17 protein-coding genes and 3 pseudogenes are annotated in these 22,457 nt (G+C 36.7%); 5 read left to right on the forward strand and 15 right to left on the reverse strand.

Translation table 11 applies throughout. The features are described 5' to 3' along the window. Nucleotides 1-85: 85 nt before the first annotated feature. The gene (locus JFU50_RS24415) at nt 86-1,432 is read right to left on the reverse strand and encodes a GntP family permease (protein WP_201224553.1); all 1,347 of its coding nucleotides are present in this window, start codon (nt 1,430-1,432) and stop codon (nt 86-88) included. An 18-nt stretch (nt 1,433-1,450) separates the two neighbouring features. Next, entirely contained in the window at nt 1,451-2,590 is a 1,140-nt protein-coding gene (locus JFU50_RS24420; RefSeq protein WP_201224555.1) for a glycerate kinase, read from the reverse strand. Between the two features lie 313 nt (nt 2,591-2,903). Between JFU50_RS24420 and JFU50_RS24425 the strand changes: the two genes are divergently transcribed. Both JFU50_RS24425 and JFU50_RS24430 read left to right on the forward strand, forming a co-directional pair. Beyond that, complete coding sequence (locus tag JFU50_RS24425) at nt 2,904-3,998, forward strand: CdaR family transcriptional regulator (RefSeq protein WP_201224557.1); 1,095 nt, start codon at nt 2,904-2,906, stop codon at nt 3,996-3,998. A gap of 141 nt (nt 3,999-4,139) precedes the next feature. Further along, nucleotides 4,140-5,748: pseudogene (locus JFU50_RS24430) on the forward strand (FMN-binding glutamate synthase family protein). A gap of 23 nt (nt 5,749-5,771) precedes the next feature. Here the strand turns inward: JFU50_RS24430 and JFU50_RS24435 are convergent. The 4 genes from JFU50_RS24435 to JFU50_RS24450 all read right to left on the reverse strand — a co-directional run bounded on the left by JFU50_RS24435 (nt 5,772) and on the right by JFU50_RS24450 (nt 9,719). Next, nucleotides 5,772-5,954, reverse strand: coding sequence for a hypothetical protein (locus tag JFU50_RS24435; RefSeq protein WP_201224559.1), 183 nt, complete (start codon nt 5,952-5,954; stop codon nt 5,772-5,774). A gap of 350 nt (nt 5,955-6,304) precedes the next feature. Then, nucleotides 6,305-7,243: an MBL fold metallo-hydrolase gene (locus JFU50_RS24440; protein ID WP_201225179.1), complete on the reverse strand. Its 939-nt coding sequence runs from the start codon at nt 7,241-7,243 to the stop codon at nt 6,305-6,307. Nucleotides 7,244-7,707: 464 nt separating this feature from the next. Continuing rightward, nucleotides 7,708-9,056, reverse strand: a protein-coding gene (locus JFU50_RS24445; protein ID WP_201182105.1) for an IS3 family transposase whose coding sequence is annotated in 2 segments (ribosomal slippage) — nt 7,708-8,612 and nt 8,612-9,056 — 1,350 coding nt in all. Because the reading frame shifts where the segments join, the coding sequence is not laid out codon by codon here. 69 nt (nt 9,057-9,125) lie between these two features. Continuing rightward, entirely contained in the window at nt 9,126-9,719 is a 594-nt protein-coding gene (locus JFU50_RS24450; RefSeq protein WP_190269573.1) for a branched-chain amino acid aminotransferase, read from the reverse strand. A 175-nt stretch (nt 9,720-9,894) separates the two neighbouring features. On the opposite strand from JFU50_RS24450, the gene JFU50_RS24455 reads away from it, so the two are divergent. Beyond that, entirely contained in the window at nt 9,895-11,013 is a 1,119-nt protein-coding gene (locus JFU50_RS24455; protein ID WP_201180520.1) for an NAD(P)/FAD-dependent oxidoreductase, read from the forward strand. 288 nt (nt 11,014-11,301) lie between these two features. Here JFU50_RS24455 and glaH read toward each other — a convergent pair whose 3' ends face one another. The 4 genes from glaH to JFU50_RS24475 form a co-directional block, all read right to left on the reverse strand. Beyond that, nucleotides 11,302-12,240: a glutarate dioxygenase GlaH gene (gene glaH, locus JFU50_RS24460; RefSeq protein WP_201180521.1), complete on the reverse strand. Its 939-nt coding sequence runs from the start codon at nt 12,238-12,240 to the stop codon at nt 11,302-11,304. Between the two features lie 332 nt (nt 12,241-12,572). Beyond that, nucleotides 12,573-12,914, reverse strand: a complete 342-nt coding sequence (locus JFU50_RS24465) for a DUF3870 domain-containing protein (protein ID WP_057213787.1) — start codon at nt 12,912-12,914, stop codon at nt 12,573-12,575. 26 nt (nt 12,915-12,940) lie between these two features. Continuing rightward, a complete protein-coding gene (gene lhgO / locus JFU50_RS24470; protein WP_201224561.1) occupies nt 12,941-14,158 on the reverse strand; it encodes an L-2-hydroxyglutarate oxidase in 1,218 nt (405 codons plus the stop codon). Between the two features lie 19 nt (nt 14,159-14,177). Further along, nucleotides 14,178-14,837 (reverse strand): GntR family transcriptional regulator, encoded by a 660-nt coding sequence (locus JFU50_RS24475; RefSeq protein ID WP_056519518.1) that lies wholly within the window; start codon nt 14,835-14,837, stop codon nt 14,178-14,180. Between the two features lie 437 nt (nt 14,838-15,274). On the opposite strand from JFU50_RS24475, the gene JFU50_RS24480 reads away from it, so the two are divergent. After that, nucleotides 15,275-15,580: a GyrI-like domain-containing protein gene (locus JFU50_RS24480; RefSeq protein WP_201224563.1), complete on the forward strand. Its 306-nt coding sequence runs from the start codon at nt 15,275-15,277 to the stop codon at nt 15,578-15,580. Between the two features lie 629 nt (nt 15,581-16,209). Here JFU50_RS24480 and JFU50_RS24485 read toward each other — a convergent pair. Together JFU50_RS24485 and uvsE are read right to left on the reverse strand one after the other, a co-directional pair. Continuing rightward, a complete protein-coding gene (locus JFU50_RS24485; RefSeq protein ID WP_207196090.1) occupies nt 16,210-16,782 on the reverse strand; it encodes a site-specific integrase in 573 nt (190 codons plus the stop codon). Nucleotides 16,783-17,315: 533 nt separating this feature from the next. Then, complete coding sequence (gene uvsE / locus JFU50_RS24490) at nt 17,316-18,287, reverse strand: UV DNA damage repair endonuclease UvsE (protein WP_201224564.1); 972 nt, start codon at nt 18,285-18,287, stop codon at nt 17,316-17,318. Between the two features lie 221 nt (nt 18,288-18,508). Here uvsE and JFU50_RS31055 point away from each other — a divergent pair. Continuing rightward, nucleotides 18,509-18,864, forward strand: a pseudogene (locus JFU50_RS31055) (transposase); the annotation flags it as partial. Between the two features lie 101 nt (nt 18,865-18,965). Here JFU50_RS31055 and JFU50_RS24500 read toward each other — a convergent pair. From JFU50_RS24500 to pulA, 3 genes and pseudogenes are all read right to left on the reverse strand, one after another. Beyond that, nucleotides 18,966-19,466, reverse strand: coding sequence for a PCYCGC motif-containing (lipo)protein (locus JFU50_RS24500; protein ID WP_201224566.1), 501 nt, complete (start codon nt 19,464-19,466; stop codon nt 18,966-18,968). A 271-nt stretch (nt 19,467-19,737) separates the two neighbouring features. Continuing rightward, on the reverse strand, nt 19,738-19,851 hold the full coding sequence (locus tag JFU50_RS31605) for a 4Fe-4S binding protein (protein WP_309559272.1): 114 nt from the start codon (nt 19,849-19,851) through the stop codon (nt 19,738-19,740). Nucleotides 19,852-20,428: 577 nt separating this feature from the next. Next, a pseudogene (gene pulA / locus JFU50_RS24510) lies at nt 20,429-22,369 on the reverse strand (type I pullulanase); the annotation flags it as partial. Nucleotides 22,370-22,457: the final 88 nt, after the last annotated feature.

Raw genomic sequence — 22,457 nt, forward strand, 5'->3', positions numbered from 1 at the left:
TTCTGAAAAAGGATTTAGTGTATGGAAATTTTAGAATCACAAAAAAGAGAAGCGGTTTCCGCCTCTCTGCATTTCGTTATTAAAATCATACAAGAATGACCCATAAAATCATCGTGGTAATTATCGTAACTACGCCCTGGAGCAATGTTGCCATCGTTTGTGCTTTGTAGGCATCCGTTACTTTCATTCCACTAAATTGGGTGACTACCCAGAAGAAGCTATCATTTACATGGCTAACAGTCATCGCACCTGCTCCAACAGCCATAACAACCAGTGCAAGTGGGACAGCACCCTCAATACCTAGTGTTGGTAGCATTGGTGCAATCAGTGATGATGTAATGACTAATGATGCTGTGGATGACCCCTGAGCTGTTTTCAAACCAGCTGCAATAAGGAATGGAACTAACAGGAACAAAACTCCACTAAAGATGCTTCCAAGATCCCAACCTTGAATGATGTCAGCGATACCTGTATTTTTAATGACTGTTCCAAAAGCCCCGCCTGCTCCTGTAATTAATAAAATTGGGGCTGCATCTAATAAGGCTGTCGCAATCCAATTTGTTAACGTTTCTTCATCATATTTTGGTAGCAAGGTGAGTGCTGAGATAACACCTACAAGCAATGCAATCACAGGCTGGCCTAAGAAAATGAAAAATGAAGCGATACTTCCTTCTGTTCCAATCAGATTTAATACCGAACTAACTCCAATTAGGACGATTGGTAAAACAATCGGTAAAAAGGATTGAAAAGCAGATGGCATTTTCCCAAATGAACGAACAATCTCATCATAATCGTAGTCCAAATCATTTCGATCATCTTCTACCTCTATTTTGCTGGCCACTTTTATTGACCATAAATATCCAGCAAGTGCCGCAGGAATAGCGGTAATAAGCCCTATTAAAATGACAGTTCCTAAATATCCATCTGCTCCTATATTTCCTGCTGCTGCAATTGGACCGGGAGTAGGCGGCACAAGCGTATGTGTTGCATACAAACCAGTTGCAAGCGCAACTGACATTGAAGCAACAGCTACTTTTGCTCGTTTTGCCAAGGCTTTTCTTAAGCTGGATAGAATTACGAATCCAGAATCACAAAAAACAGGTATGGATACAATAAAGCCAATCAAACTCATCGCTAGCTGCGGTCTTTTTGGACCGACAATACGCAGTACAACCTCTGCCATTCGTAAAGCTGCTCCTGCCTTTTCCAAAATAGTTCCAATAATTGTTCCAAAAACGATGACAAGCCCAATGCTTGTCATCAAACCGCCAAATCCCCCGTTTATATTCTCTACAATTTGTTCTAGAGGCATTCCTGAAGCAAACCCAACAAACAAGGTTCCAAATAGAAGCGATAAGAACGGATGTAGCTTAAATTTAGTTGTTGCAAATACAATCAAAAAAACTCCGATGGCTAAAACAATAAATAACATATGATAACTCCCTATTTTTTATTTTTTAAAAGAAGCTAAAAAAGTGCGCATAACTTGCTCAGCTGAAACCTCTAAAAATTCAGCCCCTCTTTCCATAGCTTCTTGTAACGGCATGGGAGCGTTTACAAGACTATGAATGCTAGTAATTCCATGATTATATAAAACGTCAATACCTGTTCCAATTGAACCAGCTAAGACAAATACGGGAATGCCTTGCTTTTTCGCTTCTTCTGCCACTCCCATGGGTGTTTTACCTGATGCAGTTTGGTAATCGATTTGTCCTTCACCAGTAAAGACACAATGAGCTCCAAGGAGTTTTTCTCCAAGTTTGGTATATTCAATAACGATATCGACGCCTCTTTTCGTTTCGGCAGAGAAAAAGGCTTGGAATGCACCGCCAATTCCGCCTGCAGCACCAGCCCCTGCTTTATTATGCAAGCGAATACCTGTCTTGGTTTCTACCAAATCAGCCCAAATTGATAATGCTTTATCAAGAAGATCCACCATGACTGGTGTTGCCCCTTTTTGTGGACCAAATACAGAAGAGGCACCATCAGGTCCGACCAATGGATTTTGAACATCTGATGCGATTATAAACTCACATTCTGCTATTCTTGAATCAAAATCTTGTGTATTTATTTCCACAATTCGTGATAATTCCGCCCCTCCGAATCCAACCGATTTCCCTTCTAAATCTAATGTTTTCATTCCTAAAGCTTGGAGCATTCCCACTCCGCCATCATTGGTAGCGCTTCCACCAATTCCTAAAATAAATTTTCGACATCCATCGTTCAATGCTTTTTGAATGAGCTCGCCAGTTCCATATGTAGTGGCTATCAATGGGTTCAGTTTATCTGACTCGACTAAACATAAACCTGATGCACTTGCCATTTCAATCACACATGTTTCCTGATCTCCCAAGATTCCATATGCAGCCTGCACACTATCAAGTAATGGTCCTTTTACTGTAACTTCGACTTTCCGACCATTTGTTGCAGCAACAAGACTATCCATTGTACCCTCGCCGCCATCCGCTACGGGAACTAGTAGTGTCTCTGTTGCTGGCAATACCTTTTTGACTCCCCGGTCTATTGCCTGCGAAGCTTCTAGTGCTGTCAAGCTTCCTTTAAAGGAATCTGGTGCAATAACAATTTTCATGGTCAGGCCCCCCTACGAATAAATTTAATATTAGGTTTATTATAATCTTCAGAAATATTTTAATCATCGTTCAAGCTATACAAAAAATTAGTATGACATATTTAGTTTTTTTGGCTATACTACATAGAAATAATTATCCTATGTTTGTTTTTTTCATTAATATCTAAATTTATAAAACTACTAGTATTAGAGCGGGTTTGAGTATTACCTTAAAACACTTATATAAAAATTAAAAGGTTAGTTAATAAAAATAGCTACACTTACTCTATCCCAGCAGTAAAACTACCTAAAAAACTATTTAAGGATGATTTATATGCTAACTCAAGAAATCGCAAGGGAAATTGTTAAACAAACAACTATTAGACTCAATCGAAATATCAATATTATGGATGAGAAAGGAATCATTATTGCTTCAGGGAATCCTGATCGTATTAACCAAGCGCATTTTGGAGCAATAGAGGTACTTAAAACCGGTAAACCTTTAATTATTCATGAACAGGATCGCCATCATTGGCTGGGTGTACTTCCTGGTATTAATTTACCCATAGAGTTCCAGAAAGTAATTATTGGTGTTATAGGGATAACAGGAGACCCCGCAGAACTCAAGGAGTTTGGAGAATTAGTGAAAATGATTACAGAAATGATGCTTAATCAATCATTTATGGCAGAACAACTCGAGTGGAAACAGCATTTGAAGGAACTCGTTTTTGAAGACTTACTTAAGGAAACGATTAATCAAAATTCAATAGATCAGCGACTCAACCTGATTGGAATGAAATTAGTACCTCCTTTTCAAGTAGGTATTTTGGAAATAAAATTGAATCCGTTAAAAAAGAATGAGGTGATCCAACTATTAGAAAATGTTTTCGATACACAACACACCCTTATTGGATTCTTAAACGTTAATCGAGTTTTCATACTAACTTCTACCCTTACTGAAAATTTAATGAAGCAAAAAATGAATACAGCTATCCATCAATTAATCGCAAAAAGATTTTCTTTGCGGGTTGGGATGGGTTCATTGGCGGAATCCGAATTATATATATGTCACTCATTCCACGAAGCCGAATCAGCCCTGCTACTCGGCGACGACAATCAGTCTTTAACTACATATACAGAAGTGGAAACCAAAGCCCTTTTGGACCGAATAGATGATCGAACGAAACAACAATTTCAAGAAAGAATATTGGGGAGCTTATCTGAAAAACTGATTGAAACACTCCAACAATTTTTCCTTAGTAACTTAAATATCGGCGAATGTGCAAAAAGTATGTACATTCACCGTAATTCTCTTATTTACAGAATCAAAAAAATAAAGGAAATCACCGGTTATAACCCTCAGGAGCTAAATGATGCAATAACCTTACAATTAGCCATTTGGGTCAAACAAATGCAGCGGAAAGTTTGATTTTTATTGAGTGATAAAGTTGTACCTTCAATCTAATTATGTTCCTTTCCTGTTTAAGAGTCTGAAGTAAATTTTTGTATAAATAATCGAAGTACCGAGTAGATTAACAATACATGATTCTTTGCATACAGGAGGGCTAGGATGAATAGCATCGCAAATATTTTAATTATTCTTGGATTTTCTATTATTTTCTTAATTTTCATTGTAATAGTTCTTTTATTAATCTATATGATTTTCTTTGATCGTAGGCAGAAACATCATGCGATTCTAAGGAATTATCCAGTGCTGGGAAGGGTTCGTTACTTTTTAGAAAAGATAGGTCCTGAAATGCGTCAATACTGGTTCAACAGTGATAATGAGGGAAAACCTTTTTCTCGAGATGACTATGAACACATGGTAAAAAGCTCAAAATATTTACGGGATGTCATTGGTTTTGGTTCAAAACGAGATTTCGATGAAGAAGGATTCTTTGTAAGGAATAGTATGTTCCCAAAATTGGCTGAAGAAGAAAAATACGACCGAGAAACAAAAGTGATGACTAAAAGATACGTCCTTATGAAGGATCCGCTTTTCTCACAACGAGAAGAAACATGGGGAGATGAAGAATCCAATGCCTATTTATTGGATGATGAGGATGCTGTGATTATTGGTCCGAACACAAAAAATCCCTTTAAATTAAAAGGACTTATCGGGATGTCTGCTATGAGTTATGGATCATTGGGGAAGAATGCTATCACTGCTCTGTCTGAAGGATTAGCTTTAGCAAAAGGCACATGGATGAATACAGGAGAAGGTGGCCTTTCCCCTTATCATTTAATAGGAGGGGTCGATATTATTATGCAAATCGGACCAGCCATGTTTGGAGTTCGAGATAGTATCGGCGAAATGGATTGGGATGAGTTAAAAAGAAAAAGTGAAATTCCAGAAATCAAAGCCTTTGAGGTTAAATTAGCCCAAGGGGCAAAAACTCGCGGAGGTCATATCGATGCTGAAAAAGTAAATCCTGAAATTGCAGAGATTCGAAAGGTTGAGGCTTACAAATCAATCGATAGTCCGAATCGATTTCATCAATTTCATGATGTAGAATCAATGTGTGACTTCGTTGACAAAATCCGAAACCATACAGGCATACCGGTTGGTATTAAGATGGTTATCGGTGGAAATGATAGTGTTGAAAAACTTGCCAAATATATGAAAGATACTGGAAAAGGTCCAGATTTCATAACATTGGATGGCGGAGAAGGAGGCACAGGTGCTTCTTATCAAGAATTGATTGATAGCGTAGGGTTGCCTATCAAATCAGCTTTACCAATCCTAGTTTCAACTCTTGAAAAATATGGCGTCCGAGATCAGGTGAAAATCATTGCCTCTGGTAAGCTGTTCACTCCTGACCGAATTGCCATCGCTTTAGCTATGGGAGCTGATCTTGTCAATATAGCCCGTGGTTTCATGATTTCAATCGGATGTATACAGACTATGAAATGTCAATCCAATGCTTGTCCTGTCGGGGTTGCAACGACTGATCCAGAATTGCAACAGGCACTAGTCATTGATGAAAAGAAATACCGGGTCGTAAATTTTCTCGTTACCCTAAGAAAAGGACTATTCCGAATATCAGCGACTCGCTGGTTTGGATTCTCCCGTTCGTTTCCAGCCAATGCATATTAGCTATAAGGACGACAAAGGAATCGTCACGTCCCTTGAAAATATTCTAAATGAAGTAAAGGGACAAATAAGAGTAAGTAAATAGTTGTAAAAGTACTAAACCACCGCCTATTTTGTTGATAGGCGTTTTTTTGTCGAAGTCTCCTCTTCTATTTCTTTCGATACGAAAAGAAATGAAAGTGAAGTCAATGGCCCCTCAATTTTACGAACCAAATGGTTCGCTGGCACCAGTTGATCCAAAGTAATCATTTCAAGTTGATCTCGCTGAATAGAATTATGTTTCGAGAGCATTGTCATCACATCAAGTTTTAATACTCCTATATTAAAACAAAAAAGACTGTAGGCAAAAGTGTTTATTTCTAATTGTTAAAACAAAGTTGATTGGAACGGAAGGTGCGAGACTCCTGCGGGAAAAGCGTGTCCAAGGGAGACCCCACAGGCGCAAAGGCGCCGAGGAGGCTCCCTGACCGCCCGCGGAAAGCGAGTGCCCTACGTTCCAATCAACGTTCGAATTTTTACAACCCCTCGAAAACACTGTAGACAAACTCGATTTTCATCGAGTTTGTCTACAGTCTGAAAGCTCATGTGTATGAGCTTGTATAAACCAAATTAAATTTTTAAATCAAAACTAGGAAGAAAAATTAAATGGATTGATAATACCATATGCCTTCACGTTTGAATTTACTGCATTGGTCGTTGGAATAGAGGTATTCAAGGTGTGCCAATGTTTCACCCACCGCAAACCGTGATTCGTGGATTGATAAATTTTTAAAAAGGACATTGCACGCGGCATTTACTGTTATCGGCTCTTTCATGTTTTTATAAACTTCATTTAATCGATCTTGATGGTGATCCAATAATTCCACAATTCTTTTATTGGCATTTTTAAAAGGTGTTCCATGTGAAGGGATGACATATTCAACGTCCAGCTTTTGTATTTTTTTCAATGAAGTAAAAAACGCTTCTAATGGATTGGTGATGCCTCGAAACCAATACGAGATATTTGGTGAAATCCTAGGTAAAATATGATCTGTTGAGAAAAGGACACTATTTTCCTTATTATATAGGGTAATTAGCCCATCTGAATGTCCAGGTGTCAAAATCACTTCATATTCGTACTTGCCAAAACATATTTTCATCCCTTCTTCAAGGTGATTATTCACAGTAGGATAGGGTTTTACCTGTGTGATAAAGCTAATTTCATCACTGGACATGGCAGATGCTTTATCATCTATAATACCGCATGCATCATAATTGCCCTTAAGGAATTGTAGTGAACCAGGTTCCCAATATGTCGTCCCCGCCAATTCATCCACTTGTGTCATCCAAACATCTGCACCTGTTAATGCTTGTAAAGTCCCAGCATAGCCGAAATGATCTGGATGATAATGAGTAAGTACGATATCATTAACATCGTGTTTTTCAATTATGGGATTCCATATATCCCTTGTTACTTTGTTGTTCAATCCTGTATCAATAATTGTCCACCCTTTTTCACCTTCTGCTAGAAAACAATGAACGTGGTCCAACCTAAAAGGCAATGGAATGGTAACTTGAGTAACTTCTAATTCATTCAGCAAGTCTAATTCTCCTTCCAATATAACTATTGAATTCACTTTTCTTCTTGGATTCCCTCCTTCTTTAATAACGAAAAAACATTTTACGCCATGTAGTTATGGGATTCCTTTTATGGGGACTGTTTGGTTATCATATTCTACAAACAAATAGTTAATAGAAGCAACTATTAAATAAAGTTATATAATTTATTAATTCGACGAGTTCTCTGATGTTCCTCTAATCAATATCCTTGGATTTATCGATAATGGTATAAAAATCAAATTATTATTTTCTTTAAATAGTTGAGTTGCTGTATAAAGCAACACGATAATCTTACATCAAATTCAATTCGTGTAGAAATTATTCTATAAGAGAGGTCATTTTGCTTGCTTATTCCATTGTAATCACTACTAGTTAACTTAATGAAAAAGAACCGCCATCACTATATGATGTGAAGTGAACCCAAAAAGTTAGACACTTTATTTAATTAGGCAGCCTTGAGGGCATGAACCCGGAATTCTACCGGGCTCATGCCTTTTAATTTTACCTTGATTCGTTGATGATTGTAGTAATGGATATATTCTTCTAATTCTTGTTTGAAATGCTCCATGCTTTCAAATTCTTGAAGATAAAGTAACTCTGATTTTAATAGGCCAAAGAAGTTTTCTATGACCGCATTATCGAGACAATTTCCTTTACGGGACATGCTTTGTGTAATGTTATGTCTTTTCAAATCATGCGAATATTGTTTCATCTGGTAATGCCAGCCCTGATCTGAATGAAGAATGGGTGAATCTTTCGATTCCAAGCGGTCAAAGGCTTTCTCCAGCATTTTGGAAACGAGGGGATAAACAGGCCGAGATTCGACATTATAGGCGATGATTTCTCCATTAAACAGATCAAGAATGGCCGATAAGTATAGTTTCTCCCCAGCTAGATGGAATTCTGTGACGTCTGTCACCCATTTTTCATTTGAGTTTGTTGCCTTGAAATCACGTGCTAGAATGTTGGGTGCAATCTTGCCGATTTTCCCTTTGTACGAACGGTATTTCTTCATGCGAACTAAAGACTTCAATCCTAGTTCATTCATCAATCGGAGAACTGTTTTATGATTGATGCGAGCACCTCTGTTACGTAATTCTAGGGTGATACGCCGATACCCATAGCGCCCTTTATGCGTATGGAAAATCTCTTCGATAAGGGATTTCATTTCTGTGTATTTATCCTCACGCCCGAAGGCGTTTACCCAATAATAGTATGTACTCCGTGCCATGTTAGAAATGGATAGAAGCAGATTTAAATCAAATTGTTTCCTTAGTTCATGGACTACTTTCGCTTTGTCTTTCTTTGTAGGGCTTCCTTTTCTTGAACTAAGGCATTCAACTTTTTTAGATAGGCATTCTCTGCACGTAAGTATTCTAATTCGGCAAGAAGTGCTTCTTGAGAGCCTTTAGCTGGTGATGTTTTTTTGGTTTCTTTTTTCATGGATAGACGCCCCTTTTTCTTTGGTTTAAGGGCGTCTATACCTCCTTCCTTCAACTGATTTGACCATTTCAAAAGTGTAGAATCGGAAGGAAGATTATAGTGTACAGCGGTCTCGCTGATCGATGCCCCATATTCGTTCATATAATTAAGTACCTCTAGTTTAAAGGGCAGAGTGTAATTTGTATAGGATGAAGCAATTCCTTCCATCCCATGTTCTAGATAGCGAGCGACCCATCTCTTCAGAGGGGATAAACCTACATTTCTTTCTTGTGCGATGGATTTATAGGATTTTTTCCCTTCCAAGTACTCTAAAACTGCATGTAATTTTTCGTCTATCGTATATTTAGTCAAAAAAACTGCACCTCCAATTGTTAGATGTTGTCTAACAATTGGGGTGCAGTTCAATGGCGGTTCTTCGCTTTACTTATCTTCCTCGATTGTTTCAACAAGAATAAATAGAAAATTATAGATTAGACTAAAAGCTTCTCCTAATGACATGTCTTCTCGAAATCCTTTAACATTATTCAAGGCAAAATTCACGTCCCATAGCCCATCACCTTGGTTGAACATCAAACTGAATGACCCGATACCGCCTTGAAGCTCCTTATTTAAATAGGCTTTTATAGCATCTCCTATTTTTTTCTGAAATTTTAATCCGAACATGGCGTTATAAGTACTGAATACATCATCAACTTCCAAAGAAAGTGCCTCAACCCCGATTAGTTCGAACCATGAAGATTCAAAGTAAAGGAATTCCTCTATATTTGTTTTTAAAAACTCAATTGGTTGAGATAAAAATGCAGCAGTTTCTTCAGAAATCATTTCTTCGCTTTCTTTATTACTGCGTTCGATATAAGCATCAGCAAAGCGGAAAGTGTTTTCTTTTTCTACGATAGAAATATCGTCAGGGATTAACTTATGTCTCTCTGCATAATCCAATTCTTCTTTAAACAATTCCAGCTTGTTTTCACTTAAAGTTTTTGATATGTATGCTTCCATTTGTTTTTTTAACATGGTATGTCCTCCTAGTATCTTTTCAAACTGATCCGTTTCAATCATAGCATATTCATTACAGATAAAATAACTATGTGAAAAATCAATTAATATATCGATTGTGGCAATCGTTTGGCGTCTTCGATATAGTTATACTAGAGGGTTTTATACAAATGAAAGAAATGAGATGTTAAACATGCAAAAAATCATTATAGTGGGAGCAGGAATTTTAGGAGCCTCCACGGCCTATCAGCTTGTAAAAATGGGAGCCGATGTTGTCATTGTTGATCGCCTAGATAGAGGACAAGCCACCGCCGCTGCGGCAGGCATCGTGTGTCCATGGATTTCACAACGGCGTAATAAAGATTGGTATCACCTCGCGAAAAATGGTGCGCGTTTTTATCCCAATCTAATTAAAGAGCTTGAACGGGACGGGGAAACAGAGACTGGCTATGCCCAAGTAGGGGCTATCAGCTTACATACGGATGAAGAAAAACTGCTGGCCATGCAGAAACGAGCGACAAAGCGAAAAGAAGATGCACCTGAGATAGGGGATATTACTTTGCTCACTTCTGAGGAAACGAATGCCCTATTTCCGCCTCTTTCCGGCGAATATGCTGCTGTCCATATAAGTGGAGCCGCACGAGTCGATGGACGGGCACTTCGTGATTCATTACTTCGTGCTTCACAAAAAAACGGAGCGAAACTTATGTATGGTGAGGCTGCTCTGACATATAGCGATTCACAGGTAACAGGTGTAACAATTGCTGATGAGGTCATTGCCGCCGATAAAGTAATTGTATGCGCAGGAGCATGGGCCCATCAATTACTAGAACCATTGGGAGTCAATTTTCAAGTCAGCTTTCAAAAAGCTCAAATTGTTCATCTAGGGTTGCCGGATACAAACACAAATAACTGGCCGGTTGTTATGCCGCCTAGTGACCAATACTTGTTGGCTTTCGAAGATAATAAAATCGTAGCCGGGGCAACACATGAAAATATGGAAGTATTCGATAATCGAATGACCGCAGGAGGATTACAGGAAGTTTTTAATAAAGCATTAAATACTGCTCCTGGTTTGGCAGATAGTACGTTTATTGAAGCAAGAGTAGGGTTCAGACCCTTCACTCCTGATTTCCTTCCAGTAATTGGCCCCATACCTGATTGGGAAGGTATCATAGTTGCTAATGGGCTAGGTGCTTCCGGTCTAACAATGGGCCCTTATATCGGCTCTCAACTGGCAAATCTTGCACTTGATAGAGAAATAGACATCGATTTAGAAAAGTATGACGTGAAGGGTGCTATAGAAATGTAACCTCTTGTATTAGCGCTCGATATATAAATACACGAAACAAATAAAATAGATTAAGAATATGAACTGTGCCCAAGAAATAGACGATTGACAACAGTAATATCTTTGATTTACCACTAAATGACCCCGGCCTTTGTCCAGGGTCATTCTTTTCGGTATGCAATCGTACTTCAGTTTCGAATTCAGAGAAAAAAAAGACAAATTCTCGTTCCGAACCGAAAGGCAGGAAAAGAATTTATCTTTAAAAGGTTTTTGGGGATAGAGATAAACGATAGGGTTTACAGGTAAAACTTATTGGTTAAAACGTCCGCGCTGGCGTAGTAATTCTCGGTTCAAGTTTGGATCCTTTTCAAATGCAGCACGTCCGTGAAGCCAAAAAATATTATTAACGACAACCAAATCACCAACAGGAAGTTCTAGTTCAATTACACTTTCATCAGCTTCCAATGATTTAGAGAAATCACGTAGGTATTTTGCTTGTTCAATGGACTCAGGATAAACAAATTGATCGATAAAACAAACACCCGGTTTGTTATTATGATTAAAGAAAGTTAAACGTTCAATTTCTTGATCAATATTTTTACTTTTTGGAGCTTTATACGTAAATTTTTGATTTGCTAATGGGTGATTGACGTACTTATCAAGTTCCTTCCAATCATCAAGGTGTAATAAACGTGATTCGCCTCCGCGGGCATTTTCTTCGATCGTCTTCATCATAAGCAACCAGTCTGTCGGCTCATCTACAAAGGTACCGTCTGTATGAAGAGTAAATAAACGATATGCCTGACGTAGATATGAATCGCTGCTATCTGTATCTTGTACACTAAAACGTGCATAGTACTTTCCAGACATTGCATCATGGTTTGGAGTTCCAAGTAAATGTGAAATCGCTGTTGCGAAAATAACATATTCATCAGTATTTTCAGAGACACCTTCTAAACCAAGAGTGAATCCGCCAGACTCTCGATCATGAACAATGCTCCGAAGTACTTCGCCAAACTCTTCTCCTACTTGGTCCAATAGGTAAGAAGCGACAATGCGACGTGCGTATGGTGTATATTCCAAATGTTGTACAGATTGATTATCCTTTAATACTACTTCTAAAAAACTTGCAATTGCCTCTTTTGAGATTTCAATATGATACAAACGATCTGTTTGCGGGTGAACTTTCACCTCATATTTTTCAGTTTTCTTTTCAAACTTCGCTTTCTTTTTTTCTGCAATACTCATGAATAATTCCTCCTGTTATTTGTAAAATAGGGTAATGAGTTAACGGGAAATATAAAAAGCCAGTCGCACAAGTTCCCTACTAAAATAGGATTCTACTTGTACAACTGGCTTATATTCACTTCACTGCTCTATGCAAATAGAGTCACAGCGAATATGCAGTTTATGTATTATTTATGTTTCCTGTTTCCAATTATTATAATCTATTCACGATTTTGAAAAGGTATTTTACAAAAGGTGATAATGTCATAATATTGGCTTAATTCAATTAAAACACTTTCGTATTCTAATGTCAACTCTTTTTACTTATTATTCAGATAAATTAAATCAAAAATCTAGTTCGGTTGTTTTGGTTTTTCCCCGGCCTTAATTTGCTGAAAATGGAGATCTAAGTCTTTTAATGCAGCGATCAACGCATTTGTTGCCTTTCCCCGATAATAGGATTGAATAGATTCTATCGCATTATCAACACCATCATTTAAACTAGTCCCTTTTAACACGCGTCCAATAAATTCACGTCCATGTTCTGTTGCCAATGTACAGGAAGCTTCTAGTATAACCCCATATTTAGCATCGACTTCTGCAGTAATGGTTAACGTTTCAAAGACACTTTTTGCTGCCATTCCCTGGGGTAAACGTGCGTGACCTGCAATAAATATTGTTTTACCATTAAACATGAGGCTTCTTCCTTTCTAAAAATGATTTATTTTATTAAAGCTGCTTCCAATAAGTGCGATTGTTCTGGAATACGGTTAACAACCTCTTTTCCAATTTCAATAGAAGCTGTAGCTGCAGGAGACGGAGCGTTACATACATGAACAGTACGTTTCCCCATTATAATATGAAAGTCATCTACCATATTCCCATCGTCCTGTAGAGCCTGCGCTCGAACGCCTGCAGGTGCCGGAATTAAATCATCTTCCTGAATTTCAGGAATTAACTCCTGGAGGCTTTTCGTAAATTGCTTCTTGCTAAAAGAACGGACATATTCATCCATCCCTTCTTTCATAAATTTACTCGCGAGTTTCCAGAACCCTTTGTAACTTAAAACTTCTGTTAAATCTTTTGCATTGAAGTCCGTTTTTTTATAGCCTTCACGTTTAAAACTTAACACAGCATTTGGACCAGCATCTACTTCTCCGCTAATCATCCGAGTAAAATGGACCCCTAAAAACGGAAATTTTGGATTTGGAACAGGATAAATTAAATGGTTAACGAGATGGCGTTTTTCTGGTATCAACTTAAAATACTCGCCACGGAATGGTACAATTTTCATATCAGTTTTGTACCCCGCTGCTGCTGCAATACGGTCACTGTGCAACCCAGCACAATTAATTACCAATCGTGCTTTTAGGGTACCGTTGTTCGTCTCAATCGTTACACTATCTGATTCCTCGTTAATTTTTTCTACTTTTGTATTTAGCTTAATCTCACCGCCATATTCTTTGACAATATCGGCGATTTTTTCGCTGACCTGACGATAATTTACAATACCTGCTTGCGGGACGCGAATCGCACCAAGTCCGTTTACATGTGGTTCGATTTCCTTTAATTCATCCACACTTATTTTTTTTATAGCCAGTTCATTTTGTAGACCACGTGTATACAAATCATTAAGAATTGGTAACTCATCTTGCTTTGTCGCAACAATGACCTTTCCACAAATATCATGTTCGATTCCATGTGTTTGACAGAATTCCGTCATTGATTTGCTTCCTTGGCGAGCAAATCGTGCCTTAAAACTTCCTGGTTTATAATATATTCCTGAATGAATAACACCGCTGTTATGACCAGTTTGATGATCTGCAACAACAGACTCTTTTTCAATAACTACCACTCTCGCATTAGGATACCGCTTATAAAGTGCCATTCCCGTTGATAAACCTACAATTCCCCCACCAACAATTGCAAAATCATACATAATTACCACTCCTTATTATTTATGGTTTTTTTAGCAACTCCATACACGTGATTAAATTATTCTTTGTTCGTAAAATATGATATTCCACAGATGCTCGAAGTTCTGCAGGATCGCCTCGTAAAGCTGCTTCATAAATCATCCTGTGTTCCCGCTGAGTTTCAGGGTAATAATCAATAAGCAAGTTGGGCGCAATTGGCGAGATACCTAGCGTTTCTACCATTTTTTGAACCCTAGGCCATGGACAACCTTTTCGAAGGGTTTCATGAAAAGCCGCATTCAATTGAATATAGTGTTCATTTGTTACATCGGATAACTGAATCTCTTCCATTTCAATCAATATTTTCTCTAATTGTTTTTTGTCTTCTTTTGTTAAATAGGGAAGTGACTTTTCAACAGCTAGGCCTTCAAGAAGAGACCTAGTATGGTAGATTTCTTCAATATCATCTCGGGTTATTGGAGTGACGATAGCTCCTTTGTGTGGAACCATTTCCACTAAACCTTCCATTTGAAGCTGTGTAAGCGCTTCTCGAATGGGCATTCTGCTTACATCTAATCGTTCAGCCCATTCCTCTTGAATTAAACGCTCGCCTTTTTTCAGTGTCCCGTTTAAAATTGCCTGTCTAAGACTTTTTGTTACATTGTTTACGATTGTTGACTTATCTCTATTAGCATTATCCAATTTATCTTCCACCTTTCAACATTGGATACAATTTTAACTATAACAACTATATAAAACGATTACAATAGTAAAAATAAAAGATATTGTATCCAATCCCAAAATAATTGGATACAATATCTCGAAAATCCACCTTTTATCTATCACAAAAGAAAGTAACCTTCTGCTACGCTTACTTTAGTTCAATCTTTAATTTTTCTACTCTACGTAATAATGTCGTTCTATGGAAGACGGAGTTTTTCATCAGTTTAGACACATCCTCTCCTTTGTATAGATTATATAATTATTAATGTTGGTATTTAAAAGAGGAAAAAAAACTTGGTCCTCTTTATGTTTTTCAACTATGCTTCCGTTTGTTATTTTGAAAAAGGTGATTCTTTTTTTCTGACTATGATACAATTAACTAAAAAACCAAATTTATACAAAGGAGTGAGGGTATAATGAGTAAAGAAGTATATATTATTGGCGATATTCGCACTAATAATTTCACGGATGAAAATTTATTCGATAAAATTGGGTCATTATGGAATAAAATGAATGATTTCAATATTGAAAATGATATTAAGTATGGGGTTTACCATCAATACACAAGTAATTATCGTGGTGACTATACTTTAACTATTGCTACTGAAACTCCAGTGTCAAATGAAAAAATTATTATTCCAGAAAATGAATATAAAGTGTTTGAATGTTTACAAGATGAGCATTCCATAAGTGAAACTTGGAAAAAGATATGGCAGACTTGAAGATGAAAAAAGTTAAATAGGGCATATAGCCTGGATTATGAAAAATATTATCCTGATGGAAAAGTGGAAATACATATAGCGATTAAATAATGCATTAACAAAAGAACCCTATAAAATATAGGGTTCTTTTGTAATGTCCCTAAAAAATAGTTATCTAAGATCTTTGTTATCTATACTATCCTTAGCTCAATTTCCCATTGAATTTAACACCTAATATCTAAGAAGAAAAAGACACTGTCATTACTCTTGTTGAGCAATATTCCCTCATGTTCTTTATTCTTCCCTCTTTATTTTAGATTCATCAAATATTTTGTTAGTACAGATTTAAATATCTTTTCTAAATATAAGGAATTCTACTTTCCAGTTATTTATAATGTGCGCTGATGGTTCTATAAAATAACAACTATTCCAAAAGAATATTATATTAATATGTAAGATATTTAATAACAAAACTTTTTTTGATTTACCTCATTTTATTCCCCAGGGTTTCTTATAAGATGTACCACCAATTTATATACAAATGATTCATCCTAGATAATTTACTCTTAAATTTAGAATTATAATTGAAAATAACTAGTTTACATAATGTTATTATGATAAATAAAAAAAGAACCTTATTGGTCCTTTTTTTAATAATAGAAATCCATCAATGTTTCGTCCATTAAATCCTGTGTGAGTCCTATGTATATCATCGTATCTTTTGGATTGGAGTGATTAAGAATTTGTTGAAGTAAAGCGATATCCTTAAATTTTTGATAATGCAAATAGCCAAATGTTTTTCGGAGTGTATGTGTGCCAACATCCGGAATATCAGCCATTTCTGCTGCTTTGTTTAAAACCCTATATGCTTGTACCCTAGTGATTGGACCATTTCCTTTTCGGCTAGGAAATAAATAGTTTTCACTTTTCAGGTTCATCTTCCGAACATACTTCCGGACCTCTTTCCGAAGTTGAGGGTTGACAAGGAACCGTTTAATTTTCTCTGTCTTTTGCTCTACAATGACGATATGCGTTCCCTCTAGGATATCTTTTACACGTAACTGTAAAAGATCACCGATTCGAAGTCCAATGTTAATCCCGATAGAGAACATCATATAATCGCGGTAGCTGCAATATTTTAATAGAGATTTTTTCATCTTATCTATGTGATCCAGTCGGCGTATCGGCTGGACATTTTTGATTCTTTGAGAGGTTGCTTGCATGAGTAACTCATTCCCCTTTCCTCTTCTTTCATTGTACGTGAATTGACGAAAAAAAGGCAAGTTTTTTAAATTATAATGCTCTCAAAAACCTTGATTTGACGCGATTTCGAATGTATCAATACAGGTCCTTTGTTACATTCGGAATATTCTTATATTAATAGTAGATAAAGAGTTTAATTCTCCCAATCCCCTTAAATGTATTTTAATAGCGTTTAGAAAGACTTTATAACAATCGCGATGAAATACCCTAACGATTAAAAATGGACACCTTAAAATCAATTTATGGGACCTGTTTTTTATCTTTTATTGTTTTTTTTATGAAAAATGTAGAAGTTCAAACACTGGTATTTTTTTCAGGATTATAATTTACAATAATACCCTTTCTCTTCCCTGTGACATTATACAACTTTCCCCATTTATTTTATTTACGATAATAACATTATGTAAACTATATATTTTTAATATTTATTCTATTACATTTGATAAAGAGCCTTACATATCTCTTCATCAAATGTAAGTTTTATCCAAGTCTCTCAGCGGATATAAAAACTTGCACCGTCAATCATCTCAATTTCCGGGTAGGCTCTTAGTTGATCCATCAATTGGAAAAGTGCACCATCTTTTTGCTTCGCTTCAATCATACAATCTAACTGTGGTAAACTTCCTTTTATTTGTTGTAAAAACTCCATAAACATATCCGGATCAACGTAATCAGCGTGTGCTCTAAATTCTTTTTCCGATCTTGGGCTAGAAATATGCATCTTCGGAGATAGTTTGGAGTAATCCCAAGTTTGGAGTATTCGATTCCAATGATCAATCCATTTTTCAGATGCCGAATGGTGCGCAAGGTAATGGTGGTAATCAAAAACCATGGGAATTCCTAGTTTTTCACACAAGTAGAGAGTTTCCGATAAAGTAAATGTAGTATCATCGTTTTCAAGAATCACCATTTTTTGAATCGACTCAGGTATAAACCCCCAATTATGTATAAACTGCTCTAGCGCCTGTTCATGTTCACCATAACCACCACCGACATGGAGAACACAACGATGCTCAGGGTCCAATCCCATTTTTTTTAATAAAGTATAATGAATTCTTAATGTTTTTAGAGAAGTCTTCAGTATATCGATATTCGAACTATTTAAAATGACGAAATGATCTGGATGAAAATCAATTCTTATAGCTGGCTGATTAGTAAGATAGGTTTTAATTTTTTCAAGTTCTTCTGAAATTGGTTCTAGGTAGTCCCATTCTGGAATTTCTGGGTGATTGACAAGGGGAATGAGTTTAGATGAAAGCCTAAAAAATTGGATATCATGAGCTGCGTTATGGATTAGTAATCGCCAGCAATTATTAAAATTAGAAACTGAAATGCGTTCAAGTTTTCTTATGGCTGCCTCCCTATCCTTAATTTTCGAAAACTGGGAAAAAGTCATGGTTTGGGATGGTGAGCAGTTTGGCACATGAGTACTCATGGCCACATAACCAAGGCGGATTAAAGTCAAATGGATAACCCCCTTATATTTTTTTGTTGTTTTTGTCAGTATTCCCTTATTTATCTTTAATATGAATAATAAAAAAGAGCCTCATAATTTGAACTGCCCCCCAATTGTTAGACAACATCTAACAATTGGGGGGAGCAGTTTTTTTGACTAAATATACGATAGACGAAAAACTACATGCAGACTTTTGAGTACTTGGAAGGGAAAAAAACTATAAATTTATTGCCTTTGTTACCAAAATGCTGGATAAAGCCTTTGACCGCTTGGAATCGAAAGATTCACCCATTCTTCATTCAGATTAGGGCTAGCATTACCAGATGAAACAATATTGCATGATTTAAAAGGACATAACACTACACAAAGCATGTCCCACAAAAGAAATTGTATCGATAATGCGGTCATTGAAAACTTCTTTGGCATATTAAAATTAGATTTACTCTATCTTCAAGAATTTGAAAGCATGGAGCATTTCAAACAAGAACTAGAAGAAGAATATATCCATTACTACAGTCTCAAACGAATCAAGGTAAAATTAAAAGGCATGAGCCGGGTCGATTACCGGGTTCATGCCTTCAAGGCTGACCTATTAAATAAAGTGTCTACCTTTTTGGGTTACTTCATTTCAGGCTCTTTTTCATTTATTTACTCGCTTGTAACTATTTAATTTGGAAATTCATAAACTTAAACCTCAGGAGTAGGTGTTGGTTTTGCATATCCACTCTTATATTTTTCATCCACTTTAGTACGGATATCTTTAATTGACATCCCATCCCTTAAATCTAAAATGGATTGAGCTGCTATTTCTAGGCAAACTCCACATCTAGTACCATGATCGTCCCAAACCACTTCACCACTTTTTTTATTTTCATGGATAAAACAATCGTAATTGTTTTTATGGTTAGCTTCTTCGCCACAACCACAGTAACATGGTATATTTTCTAATAGTTCCTGATTTTGAGCAACCGCTAAATAGATGGTTTTCATTTCTTCTGGTTTTCCAGATAGAAATTCAGGTGCTATTTCCTTACTGCTAGTCTCTTCTTGTAGATCTCCTGAAACAGTATGGGCTGAATGGCCTTCATGACTAGTTTCTTTATCCACAACACTTTTTTCTTCATTCGAACAACCGGAAAGTAGTAAAGATGAACAGATACCAATTATGGCTATTAATTTAAAATTCATTTGCACACTCCTTGAATATTATAGTTACTCCCATTTTATGGGGTGGAATGTATTTCTACAAGTTATTTCACAAAAAGTACATTATTAAATGATGTCTTCATGAAAAGATATTTTTAAATTATTCAAGTAATGTAAGAAAGGCATTCATCAAAGGACCCTTCCCTATTAATTTATTCTCATTTGTTTCTTCTTTGATAGCGTCAGTGGAATGGTTATGAACGAATTTCCGGCTAAAATCCAAAACCAGCTAGAGTTACTTATCCCAAATGACTCAGAGCCATTTTGCCTCACAATCGATAATTAAAATTTCAGTGACTTGTACATCCTGACAAGCCTCTACACAACGGCCGCAAAGGATGCATTGGTCCTGATCATAACGGAAAATGGATTTAAATTATCCATTACATACGGTTGATGAATGACCCATTATTGTAATCACAAACCGTACAGTACAGTTCATGGTTATACAGTATCTTGAACATTGCGATAACCTATGCTTCTTTGACATCAGGTGCAACTGTATCAATTACATCCCCATCTTTGAATTCGGTAGAACACAATCTCACAAGCTCTCCATTAACATTCACGAGACATGACATGCATCACATGTTTCAATCGGGTCTAAGTTTGGATGGTAACAAACATTCGAAACTTAAATCGAACTATTTGTTAGCAAATGTAAAATTGTTTGATTACCGTTCAGGATGGCCTCAGCCTCATTAATAATTATATGTACTTTCTCTGGCAAAATAATCGTCTCCTCACTAAAAAAACGAGAAAATTTATTCATTTAATATTTTCTGCACTAGGAAATTTTCCCTGAACTTAATTAATGATGGGAGATTATATTTCAACATTATTAGCTATTTCACTATTCCATTTTTTAGTAAATATTTCGATAGAAAGCTAAAAAAACAAATTCGAAGTGAGTGATCACCTATCATTCACTTCGAATCACTATTTTACAAATTACTTCTCAACACATATGAACTTAAAGGGGAAACGGTTATATGACTCCCCTGAATCCTTTCAATTTCTTCTAGACCCGCCCGCTGACCATTCGCTAAAACAGCCCATTCTCCATGGAGTGGGAGTGTAAAATTTACAGCTTCCCAGTTTGCATTATGAATAACAACAATCTTTGAATGTTCTGTCATTAGAGTAAATGCAATTACATTCGCCGGAGCATCAAGGAATATTAACTGCTGCTCGATGTCTTCAGCTGTTCTTAACCTGAAAGCGGAAATATTGTTTCGAAGCGAAATTAGCCCTTTTAAATATTCTACTTCATAATCAAACTCCGCTCTTCTTTTCCAATCCAATCGGTTAACCCAGTCAGATGATTGATAGCTATTTTCATCTCCATCCTTTGTTCGCATAAATTCTTGTCCAGCATGGATCATTGGAATTCCCTGTGACAGTAATACCACTGAGGAACCAAGCTTGTGCATCTGCTTACGTTCTTGCTCTGTCGCATCTGGATTGGTAATTACGAGCTTATCCCATAATGTATAATTATCATGGGCCTCGACATAGTTGATGACCTGGGCTGGATTTTGATAGGTTGCTATATGATCATCGTATTTCAATCCACCAGCTATCCCTTTTTTAATGATATCTTCCATACCTGGTTTGCCATTGATAAAGCCTTTATCATGTTCATTCATCACAAAGCCTTTTAGCCCATCCCGGATAGCGTCATTAAAATGTGCTATACCAGGCATTTTATAAGCATTCTTTTGATTCGCTTTCTGATCCTGAGACAATGTGGTATTCATATCCCACCCTTCTCCTAAAACAATAATAGTCGGATCAATTTCACCAACAGCTTTTTTCACTTCATTCATCGTTACCACATCATGAATCCCCATTAAATCAAAACGGAAGCCGTCGAGGTTAAACTCTTTCGCCCAATAGATTACAGATTCAACGATAAATTTACGCATCATTTTATGTTCGGACGCTGTGTCGTTTCCTACACCGGTACCATTGGATAGTGTGCCGTCCTCGTTAAAGCGAAAAAAATAGTTAGGTACAAGTTTGTTAAAGCTAGAATCATCCACCGAATATACGTGATTGTAAACTACATCCATAATTACACGTAATCCCTTATCATGTAATGCTTGGATCATCTGCTTCGCCTCACGAATTCTGAGCTTTGGTTGGAAGGGGTCAGTCGAATAAGACCCTTCTGGTGCATTATAATTCTTTGGGTCGTATCCCCAATTATATTGAGGTTCATTTAATTTCATTTCATTGACAGTAGCAAAATCAAAAATGGGGATAAATTGAACATGAGTCACACCCAAATCCTTAATATGATCGAGACCAGTTTTAACTCCTTCAGGACCTTTGGTACCCATTTCGGTTACTCCTAAAAATTTCCCTTTATTTTGAATTCCACTTTCAGGATGAATCGATAAATCCCTGATATGAATTTCATAGATAATTGCATCCTCAGGGCTATTCAGCGCAGGTTTATCATTTGTCCACTTTTCTGGGTTGGTGTCTGCTAAATCTATTACAACACCTCTATTCCCATTTACAGTCACTGCCCGGACATAGGGATCCACAGCTTCATTCCATACATCGCCCACTTTCACTTTATATGTATAAATCAACCCATCCTGATCACCGGATATTTCAACAGTCCACGTTCCCTTCTCCGAACGCTGCATATCAATTTCTAATCCATCTGTATCATCCCAACGTTTATAAGTAACGAGCTTAGCTTCAGATGAAGTAGGAGCCCATAACCGGAAGGAAGTTTTATCTTTTAAATAGGAATTTCCTAAGTCTTTTCCTTCATAGTAATAAAGATTATCCAGTTCTTCAGGATTTTGAGTATTTGCAATGGGTAGAACATCCGACTTATTATCGAGATCTTTATCTTTAGGTGTTTGATTGGTATTTTCCTCTTCAAAATAAGAAAGTGAATCTTTAATAGGTCATTCCTCCAATGAAATTCCTATTTCAAAACAGGAATTTATT

It is taken from the genome of Peribacillus sp. TH14, assembly GCF_016651145.1.
Taxonomy (GTDB): Bacteria; Bacillota; Bacilli; order Bacillales; family DSM-1321; genus Peribacillus; species Peribacillus butanolivorans.